At 39.6% G+C, this 12,281-nt stretch carries 12 protein-coding genes; 3 read left to right on the forward strand and 9 right to left on the reverse strand.

Translation table 11 applies throughout. The features are described 5' to 3' along the window. Positions 1-11: 11 nt before the first annotated feature. From PDL71_RS14605 to PDL71_RS14620, 4 genes are all read right to left on the reverse strand, one after another. Positions 12-677 (reverse strand): hypothetical protein, encoded by a 666-nt coding sequence (locus PDL71_RS14605; protein ID WP_407522356.1) that lies wholly within the window; start codon positions 675-677, stop codon positions 12-14. 90 nt (positions 678-767) lie between these two features. Beyond that, a complete protein-coding gene (locus tag PDL71_RS14610) occupies positions 768-1,994 on the reverse strand; it encodes a proline dehydrogenase family protein (protein ID WP_407522358.1) in 1,227 nt (408 codons plus the stop codon). Between the two features lie 116 nt (positions 1,995-2,110). Next, the gene (locus PDL71_RS14615) at positions 2,111-2,980 is read right to left on the reverse strand and encodes a hypothetical protein (RefSeq protein WP_407522360.1); all 870 of its coding nucleotides are present in this window, start codon (positions 2,978-2,980) and stop codon (positions 2,111-2,113) included. Between the two features lie 63 nt (positions 2,981-3,043). Further along, positions 3,044-3,760, reverse strand: coding sequence for an SDR family oxidoreductase (locus PDL71_RS14620; protein ID WP_407522362.1), 717 nt, complete (start codon positions 3,758-3,760; stop codon positions 3,044-3,046). A gap of 59 nt (positions 3,761-3,819) precedes the next feature. Between PDL71_RS14620 and PDL71_RS14625 the strand changes: the two genes are divergently transcribed. After that, on the forward strand, positions 3,820-5,307 hold the full coding sequence (locus PDL71_RS14625; RefSeq protein ID WP_407522364.1) for a cryptochrome/photolyase family protein: 1,488 nt from the start codon (positions 3,820-3,822) through the stop codon (positions 5,305-5,307). Here the strand turns inward: PDL71_RS14625 and PDL71_RS14630 are convergent. Continuing rightward, on the reverse strand, positions 5,304-5,582 hold the full coding sequence (locus PDL71_RS14630) for a winged helix-turn-helix domain-containing protein (protein ID WP_407522366.1): 279 nt from the start codon (positions 5,580-5,582) through the stop codon (positions 5,304-5,306). The genes PDL71_RS14625 and PDL71_RS14630 overlap by 4 nt on opposite strands. Before the next feature lie 54 nt (positions 5,583-5,636). Between PDL71_RS14630 and PDL71_RS14635 the strand changes: the two genes are divergently transcribed. Further along, positions 5,637-5,918, forward strand: a complete 282-nt coding sequence (locus PDL71_RS14635) for a TIGR03643 family protein (RefSeq protein WP_407522368.1) — start codon at positions 5,637-5,639, stop codon at positions 5,916-5,918. A gap of 3 nt (positions 5,919-5,921) precedes the next feature. Beyond that, positions 5,922-7,019, forward strand: a complete 1,098-nt coding sequence (locus PDL71_RS14640; protein ID WP_407522370.1) for an FAD-binding domain-containing protein — start codon at positions 5,922-5,924, stop codon at positions 7,017-7,019. A 1-nt stretch (position 7,020) separates the two neighbouring features. On the opposite strand, the gene PDL71_RS14645 is transcribed toward PDL71_RS14640, so the two are convergent. The 4 genes from PDL71_RS14645 to PDL71_RS14660 all read right to left on the reverse strand — a co-directional run bounded on the left by PDL71_RS14645 (position 7,021) and on the right by PDL71_RS14660 (position 12,117). Next, the gene (locus PDL71_RS14645) at positions 7,021-7,473 is read right to left on the reverse strand and encodes a hypothetical protein (protein ID WP_407522372.1); all 453 of its coding nucleotides are present in this window, start codon (positions 7,471-7,473) and stop codon (positions 7,021-7,023) included. After that, on the reverse strand, positions 7,460-7,873 hold the full coding sequence (locus PDL71_RS14650) for a hypothetical protein (RefSeq protein WP_407522373.1): 414 nt from the start codon (positions 7,871-7,873) through the stop codon (positions 7,460-7,462). The genes PDL71_RS14645 and PDL71_RS14650 overlap by 14 nt, the downstream gene beginning before the upstream one ends. Beyond that, the gene (locus tag PDL71_RS14655; protein WP_407522375.1) at positions 7,866-8,726 is read right to left on the reverse strand and encodes a hypothetical protein; all 861 of its coding nucleotides are present in this window, start codon (positions 8,724-8,726) and stop codon (positions 7,866-7,868) included. The genes PDL71_RS14650 and PDL71_RS14655 overlap by 8 nt, the downstream gene beginning before the upstream one ends. A gap of 166 nt (positions 8,727-8,892) precedes the next feature. Continuing rightward, positions 8,893-12,117: a carboxypeptidase regulatory-like domain-containing protein gene (locus tag PDL71_RS14660; protein WP_407522377.1), complete on the reverse strand. Its 3,225-nt coding sequence runs from the start codon at positions 12,115-12,117 to the stop codon at positions 8,893-8,895. Between the last annotated feature and the right edge of the window lie 164 nt (positions 12,118-12,281).

Raw genomic sequence — 12,281 nt, forward strand, 5'->3', positions numbered from 1 at the left:
GTGGAAGATGTTTATTTTCCTTTAAAACCAAAATAACGCTGATAACCAAGATATAACCCGGTATTATTAGCATGCATCTCAAAAGAACCGAAACGACCATTGATAGAAACACCCCCTCCCAGTGAGGCCATTAATTTCAGACCCTCTTCCTTGTAGCGGTAATTAGTCCAGCCCGGGTAGGAAGAAGGATAATTGGAACCCGATTCATAGCTTGAATAAAGAACGGGAAATGAACCCTGCCCAAACAGGCTCACCACATTTCTGCGACCCAGTGGCACATAATAACGGGCAAATGGTGCCAAACCTAAATCAACTCCCTTGCTGGTATTTTTGGTGTCGCCAATATATCGGGGTGGATTAACACTGTAATCATAGTTGGAGTATGAGTAAGACTCATGATTAAACCCTACAATAGCCTGTGCACCTAATACAAAGTTGCGTTCAATAAACCATCCAAAAGAAGGCAAGGCCAGCAGTCCATATCTTTTATTGGACTCGTTAATATCCAGAACAGTTACGGAATTAATAGGATACTCGCCTGCAACACCCAATTGCAAACCAATTACTTTATTACCACGCTCAAAATAATTACGGTATGAGGCCCGCTCTTCTTTTTGAGCCAGAACAGATGTAGAGGAAAAAACAAATAAAACAAGCAACAGTGATGTGTATTTCATAAACATGTGTTTTACCAAAAATAAACACGCAAAACATCCAAAACGCTGCTCTGCCGTTAAAGAAAATAAAATATAGCAGTTAGTGATAAATCAGGAAATGGCTCTTCGTTTCATTTCTTTTTTGATCAACCCTAATTCTCTTCCGGTTTGTCCGCTCATACTGCTGTTTTCCTGTGCCCGACGCATAAGGTAGGGAACCACATCTTTAATGGGACCAAATGGCAGGTACTTGCTTACATTATAACCTGCTTTGGCAAGATTGAAAGTGATGTTATCACTCATTCCATACAGTTGAGAAAAATGTACATGATGATGATTGTGCGGCAATCCTTTTTCATCCAGAATTTTTGCAGCCAGCAGATTACTTTCATCATTATGAGAAGCTACAATGGTTGCAATTCGATCAATATTATGTAAACAAAAGGTGACAGCCGCATTAAAATCACGGTCGCTGGAGGCTTTGTCCGGTTGAATGGGCGAAGGATAGTTCATTTCCTCAGCACGTTTTCTTTCTTTTTCCATGTAAGCACCACGAACCAACTTCATTCCAAGTATAAAATTCCGTTGTGCTGCTGCTTCAAAACAATCTTTTACAAACTGCAAACGATCGTGCCGGTACATCTGAGCTGTATTATAAACAACAGCCTTTTCTTTGTTGAAATGATCCATCATGAGGGTTACCAATGCATCCACCGGATTCTGTATCCATGTTTCTTCCGCATCAATCAGCACACCGATATTTTTTGAAGAGGCGGTCGTGCAGATCAACATCATTCTGTCCCACACCCGTTGCCACTCTGCTTTTTCATCAGTATTCAACTGTGTAAGTACCTGTTCATAACGTTTGATTAAAGTACCCTGTGCTTCGTGCATCAGCTGATCCATTTTTTCCAGCAACGAAAACCGAACCAGCCCGGTAACTTTAATACTCATAAAGGGAATATTATGTTGCGTAGCCGCATAGTTGATCACCCGTATGAATTCGTCCCTTGCATGATCTTTTTCATCTTCACCATAATCTCCGCCTTCCACTCCATAATCCAGAATCACCTGTACATGATATTCTTCCAGCTTATCCGCCACTTTAGCTGTTTGTTCCAATGTTTCACCACCTACAAACTGTTCGAAAATGGTAGAACGGATGATTCCTTTTATGGGCAAACCGGCTTTAATAGCCCAGGGTGTAATTTTTGTGCCGATGTTCACCAGCCAGTTATTACCCATGGCGGAAAACAGGAAATGTGCTTTTTTTAATTGCTGGTTGGATTTATACTCAAACGCATTGGCAGTATTGTCAAATGACAGATTCAAACTCATAAAACAATCGTTGTGGCGCAAATATAAATGAAATCCAAGATGAAGGAATTTACCGATTAAGTAATATACATCATACATTATCTTGATCTCTGCAGATAAATTTGGGCTTTAAAATATCATGAAGGCCTTTCATAAATATGCATGATCAAATTAAGTTGTTTATCATAGCTAATTGTATACTTTGAGTCCTGTACCCTGCCCAATCCTGCCCTACGCATAACAAACGAGACAGATTCGGTTGTCTCTGTTTCTACCTTCAGAACTATAATGTATGTTTTCCCGGGAAGTCCATTTAAATCCATTTCAATATAGTTATCCTGTGCAGAAGACCACTCTTCTAATTTCACACCATCAAAATACAAGGCAACTTTTACAGCAGGGTTGTTTTTTTTAGCCGCCAGAAAATCAATAACAGGCTTCTCAACCTTTCTTTGAGGGTAGGCAATATGCCTGATTACTATATCATTTACTTTATGTTTTGCAATAGAATCAGGGAAATACTTTTTTTTAAACCCGTTAATTTTGTCAATTGTAAGAGTAGATAACTCATCGTCTCTCTTTTTTAATTTCAAAGTGCCAGGTGGTCCTAATAAGGTTTCTTCCATCATAAAAACAGAAGCCTTAATACTAGCTCCTGATTCATCAATCGAAATAACGCCTTCTGCTTTCAGAAATAACCCCACATCGGAATTGTTCATTCCAAAATTGTCAATAACTTGCAAACGCTTTAATTCAATCTTGTCTCTTTTTGATTCGCCCCATATCAAATAGTCACAGCCTATAATTTTTCCTTTCTCGTTGTTTCTTACAGATAGAACCCCAAAAAAACGATTCCCATCTTCCGTAATTTCTAAACTTGAATTAAGTCTGAAGGCATCAGAATCAAATTTGTAGACAAGTGTCCCGATCCATCTTCCGGATAATGAATTAGCAGCAGTAACGAAAGAAACAAATATGAAAACTATGAAGATGTATAAACTTTTCATATTTGAAAAATACCTTATTTTCTGTTCTGCAATATTTATAACAGGTTAAATGATTTAAAAAATTTAAATCGCCTGGTGATTAAAAGGCTGTAGCACCATTTCACTCACCACCCCGCTGGCAGGCTGCTGGCAGAGGAACCAGATGGCTTTGGCGGCTTCTTCAGCACGGATCATTTTTTCACGCTGTACCCGTAAATCAATGGTATCCCAAAATGCAGAATCAACACCACCCAAAAAGAGATTGGTGATACGGATATCCGTACGCTTTAATTCTTCCCGAATGCTCTGCATCATTCCCACCAATCCGTATTTGCTGGCACTGTAAGCAGCAGCTCCCGCCATCGGCGTTTTACCCAACACACCTGGGATATTTATAATTAAACCTTTCTTTTGCTCTTTCATGTTAGGCAGAAAATTCTTAATTAAAAGGAACGGAGCATAGAGATTGAAATTCAATGAGCGTAAAAATTCAACTTCGCTTAATGTATCCATTGGCTTAATGATTCCAACACCTGATGCATTCACCAGCACATCGATAGCAGGAAAAACAGCAAAGAACTGTTGTGCCAGTTGCTGCACCTGCTCCGGTACACTTAAGTCTGCTGCAAATGTGTGTGTTTGGGGAATAGATAATTGCTCCGCTACGGTATGCAGTTTTTCAGCATTACGACCGGTTAAAAATACCTGCGCCCCACTGCCTGCCAGCAATTTTGCTGTTTGTGAACCGATACCGCCGGTAGCTCCTGCAATCAAAACATATTTTCCTTTTACTGATTCCATGCTGGTTGATTTTTTTTGATTGATTACAACAATGCGCAGGAGGATTTGTTGTGTACAGCATGTCTTTAGCCACGCTTATTTTTCCGCACCAGTTGTTTGAGTTAAACCCGGCATTGCAGAAAGATGTTCCTGTTTTTCTTGTTGAAGAATTCCTGTTTTTTAAACATTACAATTTTCACAAACAGAAACTGGTGCTGCACCGTGCTTCTATGAAACATTATGCACAGGAGCTGGAAGCAAAAGGATTTAAAGTGAACTATGTGGAAGCACCGGAAAAAGAAAGTGATATAAGAACTTTGGTCAAATCATTATCTAAAAAAGGAATCACAGCGCTGATTTATGTGGATACAGTAGATGATTGGCTGGAAAGAAGAATAAAGCAATCTGCAAAAAAGCACCAACTGCAACTGCATCAAAAACCATCGCCCAACTTTTTAAATCAGATGGCCGAGGTGGAAGATTTTTTCAGCAAAAAGAAAACCTACTTCCAGACAGATTTTTATACCTGGCAACGCAAGCAACGGAATCTCCTGCTGGATGAACAACAAAAACCTTTAGGCGGCAAATGGACCTTTGATGCTGAAAACCGTTTGAAGTTTCCCAAACAGGAAAAAGTACCTGTGATTCTTTTCCCAAAAGAAAACAAGTTTATAAAAGAAGCAAGATCGTATGTTGAAAAGCATTTCCCTAACAATTACGGTAACCTTGATTCATTTATTTATCCTGTTACGCATCAAGAAGCCGGACAATGGTTGCATGAATTTTTAGAAACAAGATTTGAAAAGTTTGGTGTGTATGAAGATGCCATGGTGGCGAAAGAACATTTTCTCTATCACTCGGTATTAACACCCATGCTCAACATTGGGCTGCTCAATCCAAAACGGATAGTTGAAGCAGCTTTACAAACGGCTTCACAAAAAAATATACCGTTAAACTCACTGGAAGGTTTCATTCGCCAGATCATTGGTTGGCGGGAGTTCATCCGTATTGTATATGAGCGGGAAGGAAGAACACAACGCACTAAAAACTATTGGGGCTTCACCAGGAAAATTCCGGAATGCTTCTGGAATGGCACTACGGGTATTGAACCTGTTGATGCAGTGATTAAAAAAACAATACAAACAGGCTACAGTCATCACATTGAGCGGTTGATGGTGCTGGGCAATTTTATGTTACTGTGCGAGTTTGATCCGGACGAAGTCTATCGCTGGTTTATGGAACTTTATGTGGACAGTTATGATTGGGTGATGGTACCAAATGTATATGGCATGACACAGTTTGCTGACGGCGGCTTGATGACCACCAAGCCTTACATCAGCGGAAGTAATTATTTAATGAAGATGGGTGATTGGAAAAAAGGTGACTGGCAGCAGATATGGGATGGATTATTCTGGCGCTTCATGCATGTGCACAGAAACTTCTTTGGATCCAATCCAAGATTGGGCATGTTGTTAAACACGTTTGATAAGATGCCTGAAGCAAAAAGAAATGCACATCTGCAGCATGCAGAGCAATTTCTGAAAAAGCTGGATACACTGAATGATTAATCTTTCACCACCAGGCGATTGATTTCATACGTGCCGGGAGCTACTTCCGTAAACACAGAGCCATAACGCTTTTTACGTACATCAGTTTTAATGGCCTGGTACATGTGTTGTTTGATGAACTCTTCATCCTGCGGACGCCAGTAACCATCTTTGATGGCTTCCTTGGTAATCTCAGTATAATGCAGCGGACGGCCTGCTGTCTTGAGAATTTCAATAGCGGCCTGGCGGAATGTAACAGCGTCTAACGGCTTATAGGTGGTAATTGTTTCTTCCATAAGCTATCAACAAACACAAAAAGAATTTGTTTAAATAAATTTTTAAAATATCACATGAAAGAACAACAACTGAGTGCAGCAGATACAGACCGGATTATAGAAATGGCCTGGGAAGACCGTACCCCGTTTGAAGCCATTGAACTGCAGTTTGGTCTGAAAGAAAAAGAAGTAATTGAGCTCATGCGCCGGCAAATGAACGCCTCCAGTTTCCGTATGTGGCGCAAACGCATGCAGGGCCGCAGTACAAAACATGCCCAACTCCGTTTGAAAGATGTTAGCCGTTTTAAATGCAGTCGTCAAAGAACCATCAGTAATAATAAAATCAGCAAACGATAAACTATGACTTTTCCTGTTGACTATCATTCGATATTACAAAAAGTAGAAAATATTGATCCCATACGCTATGGAAAAACAAGAAATTTTATTGATGGTGATGTAACGTATTTATCGCCTTATATTTCAAGAGGTGTGCTTACACTACCGCAGGTGAGAGATATCGTGTTGAAAAAAGGGTATAAACCTTACCAGGTTGAAAAGTTTTTACAGGAGCTGGCCTGGCGTGAATTTTTTCAAAGGGTGTGGTTTGCAAAAGGAACAGCATTATTCAGTGATTTAAAACAACCACAATCAGAAGTAGAACATGAACAGATGATTGCAGCGGTGGCTGATGCACGAACAGGTATCACTGCCATAGATGAACAGATCAACCATCTTTATGAAACGGGCTACATGCACAATCATGCACGTATGTATGTGGCGGGCATCACCTGCAACATTGGTAAAGCTTATTGGAAAGCACCCAGCCGCTGGATGTATTATCATTTGCTGGATGGTGACCTTGCAAGCAACACCTGCAGCTGGCAATGGGTAGCCGGCAGTTTTTCATCAAAAAAATACATTGCGAACCAGGAAAATATCAACCGGTATTTAAAAAGCAATCAGCAGCATAGCTTTTTAGACCATCCCTATGAAACCATTTTTAATCAACCGGTTCCGGATGTATTGAAAGAAACAACAAATCTCAGCTTAATTACCAAACTTCCGCAAACAGATGAAGGCTTTGCAATTGATGCATCAAAAGATGTCTGCATTTATACTTCTTATTGGCTTAATCCGCAATGGAGAAAAGAAGAAGATTGCAACCGCATCCTGCTGCTGGAACCATCTCACTTTGAGCAATTCCCGGTGAGTGATAAAGTAATTTCATTTATTACAGCACTTGCAACAGCAAATATTCCGGGCATTCAGATTTTTACCGGTTCATTTGAAGAATTACAGCAACAGTTACAGCCCCGGCAAAAAATTTATTTTCTTGACCACCCGTTGCACCGTCATTTCAAAGGCTGGGCCGATGCTTACCCATGGATGTTTCCGCAGGTAAGCGGTAGTTTTGGATCCTTTTTTTCGTTTTGGAAAAAAGCAGAACGGTACCTGTAAATTATTGCCGAATAAAATAAAGCACAACATTGATAGCGCCCGTGGCAGCTGCTGAAATTTCCTGCATTACACCCTTGTGCTGAATAATAATTCCAAGAACGGCTTTGTAGCTGCTTACTGATTTATTGACAATAATGAGATTGTTTTCACCCACCGGCATATCTTTCAGGCGTAAGCGAAGAGGATTTTTATAGAGGTGATTGATGGAAGTAAGTATTTCACTGTTGAGATAAACATCAATGGAATCACGTGCAGTTGAATCCCTGCTTCGTATTTCAACAACCAGGTCGCTGCTGTCCACTTCGCCATTGTAGATGCCTTCAGTAAAACGGTCTTCCACTTTCAAAAAAATCTTTTGTTCTTCATAAGATTGTATAACAGCAGCTTTGTACAATGCAAATTCTTCCTTTGCGGTAAAGGAAACAGAATCGCTTACTTTTTTACATTCTGCCAATTGATTCTCCCAGTATCCATTGCCAGATGCCGCTGAGTGTTACAGAATCTTTCATTCTTAAAAGAAGTGCTGCCATTTGAGAGCAATCATCCTTATTCATACTGATGGCACGTTGTACATTTGCCCAGCGTAACTGTACGGTATTACTTGAAAATTTACCCGTAATAATATAATCACAACCAAACATGGTGTTCTTTTTATAACCTCTGCTGTACAATACGCCGTAGCAATCATCTCCTTCCTGCATTAACTCCATACGTATTTTCAGCCGGTCTGCCTTTGCATCTGTTAACTTTACCACGCCTTCCCAAACACCTGTAAGAGACTGCGCAACTGCTGATGAAAACAGCAGTGTAAAAAGCAGTACAAAAGTTATTGGTATAATAATAGTCCTAATCATCCAAACCCATAATTACAAGAACCTGTCGTTGATAACTAAAGTCGAACAAAAGATCTTTTACCACATTAGCTGCACTTCTGCGCACTGTAAATCTCAGAATTTCAACAGAAGGCGTTTCTACCTTCAACACAAAACAATGCATGCCTGCATCCAGCTTTGTAACATCCACTTCCATGGTATTGGATTCATTGGCCTTCCATTGATCCACTAAATTTCCATTAAAGTACAAACTCACTTTTACTGAATCAGCATTTCCTTTTGCAGGTATAAATTCAAAAAAAGGTTTTGTTCCTAACTGCTTTCGCCATAAGATCGTTCTGAAATCTGTATTCATGATAGCAGGCGCCCCTGCCTGTGAAGGAAAGAACAAGGCAGTATATTTCTTTAACAACTCTTTTGACTCTGCTGTGAGTGCTGTATCTTTTTGCTGCAACTTCAAAGTACCCGGAGGGCCAAAAGTATTTTCTTCTTTCATAAACACAGCTGCCCTTATTTTTTGTTGCCTGTCAGAAAAATCAAATTTGGCATCGGCTCTTGTAAACAGTGTTGCATCCACCTCCGTCAAGCCGTTATTTTTCAGAATAAGCATACGGCGAAGTTCCAATCGTTCTTTATTAATCCAGCCGTATATGAGATAATCACATCCTGTTTCTTTTCCATTCTCCTGCCGGGTGAGATATAAAACACCCATCATGAAATTTCCGTTTTGCTCAAAATCCATGCGGGCATTAAAACGCAAATCCTCCAGTGAAATCATATAGTTTAAGGTTCCTGTCCAAGTACCGGTAAAACCACCTGCCTTTACGGCTGCAGAGAGAGTAATTACAAATAAAAAAGTAAACATTTGTTTCATAAGCTGCTGCAATTTTTCTACCGGAAAATACATGAAAATCATTCAAATGTTCAAACACCTTCGTTAATTTACTTATAAAGCTTAACCGGAATTCAAGATAAGTTCTTTCCTTCATAAAAAAGGTCCCGTTATAAGTAACGGGACCTTTTCATTTACTTCGTGATTTTTAGAAAATATACCTGATACCAAACTGCATCTGCCAGCGGCTTTGCAAATCAGGATTTGATAAAAATGTTTTTGTAAGAGAAGGATCAAAACGATAAACAGGTGTATTACCACTCAATGATACACTAAGAGGTTGAAAATAACCTGAAGTTGTTGCATATTGTCTTACACCCCATTTACTGCTGATGAAATTACCAAGGTTGATAAAATCAAAACTGAACTGCACCATCTGCTTTTTATCCTTTCCGATCTTCATATCCTGGAGAACACGTAAGTCTACCTGGCTGTACCATGGTGTTGTAGCGCCATATTTTTCAGTGTATTTTCCACGGAGACCACTGAGGTATTTATCCTGTGAAATAAATTTTTGAAAAGCGGTACGCTGTGCGGCAGGACTTTGTACGTTACCATTAATATCAGTAAAAGGAGCAAAGCTCATCGAATTGATTTCTGCATCAGTAGGAACATACATAATATCATTGGAATTAGTACCATCGTTATTGATATCACCACCATATACATAAGCAAAACGATCACCTGCATTCCATGAACCAAAAGCAGAGATGGTAGTAGACCAACGTTTACCGTAATCATACTTCTTGGATACGGCAGCAATAATGCGGTGCTGAATACCATACAAAGAAGGTGATAGTATGGCTGCATTGGCATTATTCAGAATCGGGTTACGGTCAAAGGCATCACTTGAAATTTCTGCAGAAATAGAGCTTGCATCTTTAGCAGTGAGGTAGTTATATGCAACCATTGCATACCATCCGTTTTTGAATGTTTGCTGTGCCTGGAAACTTGCATTAAACTGATACCCCACATTGGTATTAGTAAACACATATGCATTAGCCGTGCCTTTGTCAGCCGCCGTATAAATTTTACGGTTATCACCTGTACCTGAATTCAATGTACCTGTAGGCGTACCTAAATTATAATTACGAACCATCATGGCATTCACATCTTTTGTATAAGCAATATCAACGGTAAAGATGGTTCCGAAAGGAATTTTAAAATCAGTGCCGATATTGGTTCTCCAAACCTGCGGCCATTGGAAATCCCTGTCTGTTGCATTATAGAAAAAGCTGAAAGGATTACCGATGTGATTACCAATCCATACAAAGGGGAAACGACCGGTAAACAATCCGCTACCACCACGAATCTGCACACTCTTATCACCTTTTACATCCCAGTTAAATCCTGCACGGGGTGATAAAAGAAATTTCTTAGTAGGAAGACGATTATTGTCTAAATCTCTTCCGGCACCATTTGTGATTCTTCTTCCGCTTGCATCAAACAATGTAAGATTGTCGTTATTCTGAAGAGTGGGTGAACCTTGTGTAACTGTTCCTTTATAAGTACCATCTGCATTAAAATCCGGACTCACAAAACTCAGGTTTGTATAATTGGGCTTATCTGCACGTAATCCTAATGTAAGCGTAAAGTTTTTAGATACATTTATTTCATCCTGGAAATAAAACGATAACTGTGATACTGTTAAATAATACCAGGACCATTGATCAGCTCTTGCACGGTTGCGGGCATAATTTACGTCAACATCCAATGGATAAGCACCAAATACAAATGGCCTGCTTCCCGGAACACTGTCTTTAAATGTTTGAATATCGGCCTCTGAAAATAAAGTGGGGCCATATCCTGTTAAGTTAAAGGAGTTACCAAACTTAAACTGCTCATAAGAAAATCCTGCAGTTAAAGTGTGATTTTTCAAGAACACATTGAAGTTATCAGTGATTTGTAATGCATCCTGGTTTAAACGGTTATAAATGGAGAAAGGCTCGTGCCCTGCAATAATATAACGAACTCCGTTTTTGGTAAGGTTAACTACCGGGAATGGTTCTGAAAATGGATTTCGCTTATCACGAAAACTCGTAAACACGCCACGCAGTTTATTAGCAAACTTGCTGTTGAAGTTTGATTTTAATTCACCACTGAAAGAGTTCAGATTGTTCACGATTTCATAACCGGAGTTACGGAATTGCAAAGTTGTAAAATCAGGCCCACGGCGTCCAATAGCGCTTGGGTGTGCCGGCTTGCCTTTTGATGCACTCAAACCATTATAGGTTAAAGCAAGTTTATGAACCTCGTTAATATTCCAGTCAATTTTTGCCAGCCACTTGTAGTTTGTTTGGTCATAAGTAAATCCCTGGTAAGGACCGGTTTCATAATTAAACTTGTTTCTCAAAATGGAACTCACAGCAATCAGATCGCTTTCTAATACACGGGAAGTATTGGATTTACCTGTATTACCTGCATTCTGAGCCACATAACTGGTGGGTTGATCTGAACGTTGCTCTGTTTCAAAATTAATGAAGTAGAAAAGCTTGTTCTTTTTAATAGCACCGCCCAATGATGCACCAATTTGTAATTGACTGAGCGAAGGAATTTCAAACTTTGTTCCATCTACTTTTTTACCTGTAAAATTTTGATCACGGTAAAACACATAAACGGTTCCGAATGTTTTGTTACTACCACTCTTGGTTACAGTATTAACACCTGCACCGGTAAACCCGGCTTGTGTAACATCATATGGTGCAATATTTACCTGTATCTGATCAATGGCATCCAGTGAAACCGGTTGTGCATTGGTTTGTCCACCGGGTGTTGGTGCGTCCAATCCAAATGGATTATTAAACACAGCACCATCCAATGAAAAATTATTATACTGACCGTTTCTGCCGGCAAATGACAACCCATTATAGGTGGAAGATGCTGAAGGTGTTAATCGTAAATAATCATCAGCAGAACGATTAATGGTTGGCAGACTTCTGATAAGACGGTTATTGATTGTGGTAGAAGCCCCGGTTCTTTTGTTGTCAAATATTCTGTTACCACCTTGAATCACTACTTCTTTTAACTCACCCGCCTTTTCTTCCATTGCCACTTCCACCGGAGTATTCTGACCTAATTCCAGGAAAACATTATTAACAACAGTGGTATTAAATCCTACAAAATTGATGGTGATTTTATACGGGCCTCCCACACGCAGGTTCGGAACTGTAAATCTTCCGTCAGCTTTGGTTGTTACTGTTTGTTTAATACCGGCATCAGGAAATTCAATAGTCACCGTTGCTGCAGCAAGAGCGGCTCCTTTTTTATCCTGTACCAATCCGTTTAACGTAGCTGTAGTAACCTGTGCTGTTGCAAAGTAACCACAGAAAAGCAGTAGCATACTTAATGATGCTTGAAGTAAATATTTCAACATAACTGATGATTTGCAACAAAAGTAAGCGGCAGTTAATAATAAGTTGACGATTTTTTAACACATCCTTAAAACTTAATATTGCTATTCACAACTTATGCAGGTATTTGTGCTTTTCTGTCCCGCTGTCAAAGCATGATGAATAAGAATTACAACAAAAAGCCCGT

This window comes from Lacibacter sp. MH-610 (assembly GCF_045780045.1).
In the GTDB taxonomy this organism is placed as follows: domain Bacteria; phylum Bacteroidota; class Bacteroidia; order Chitinophagales; family Chitinophagaceae; genus Lacibacter.

Excerpts from the sequence above, each read along its gene's own strand:
- PDL71_RS14610 (WP_407522358.1), bottom strand. The coding sequence starts at position 1,994 with ATGAGTTTGAATCTGTCATTTGACAATACTGCCAATGCGTTTGAGTAT.
- PDL71_RS14605 (WP_407522356.1), bottom strand. The coding sequence starts at position 677 with ATGAAATACACATCACTGTTGCTTGTTTTATTTGTTTTTTCCTCTACA.
- PDL71_RS14625 (WP_407522364.1), top strand. The coding sequence starts at position 3,820 with ATGTCTTTAGCCACGCTTATTTTTCCGCACCAGTTGTTTGAGTTAAAC.
- PDL71_RS14660 (WP_407522377.1), bottom strand. The coding sequence starts at position 12,117 with ATGTTGAAATATTTACTTCAAGCATCATTAAGTATGCTACTGCTTTTC.
- PDL71_RS14650 (WP_407522373.1), bottom strand. The coding sequence starts at position 7,873 with ATGATTAGGACTATTATTATACCAATAACTTTTGTACTGCTTTTTACA.
- PDL71_RS14640 (WP_407522370.1), top strand. The coding sequence starts at position 5,922 with ATGACTTTTCCTGTTGACTATCATTCGATATTACAAAAAGTAGAAAAT.
- PDL71_RS14635 (WP_407522368.1), top strand. The coding sequence starts at position 5,637 with ATGAAAGAACAACAACTGAGTGCAGCAGATACAGACCGGATTATAGAA.
- PDL71_RS14630 (WP_407522366.1), bottom strand. The coding sequence starts at position 5,582 with ATGGAAGAAACAATTACCACCTATAAGCCGTTAGACGCTGTTACATTC.
- PDL71_RS14620 (WP_407522362.1), bottom strand. The coding sequence starts at position 3,760 with ATGGAATCAGTAAAAGGAAAATATGTTTTGATTGCAGGAGCTACCGGC.
- PDL71_RS14615 (WP_407522360.1), bottom strand. The coding sequence starts at position 2,980 with ATGAAAAGTTTATACATCTTCATAGTTTTCATATTTGTTTCTTTCGTT.
- PDL71_RS14655 (WP_407522375.1), bottom strand. The coding sequence starts at position 8,726 with ATGAAACAAATGTTTACTTTTTTATTTGTAATTACTCTCTCTGCAGCC.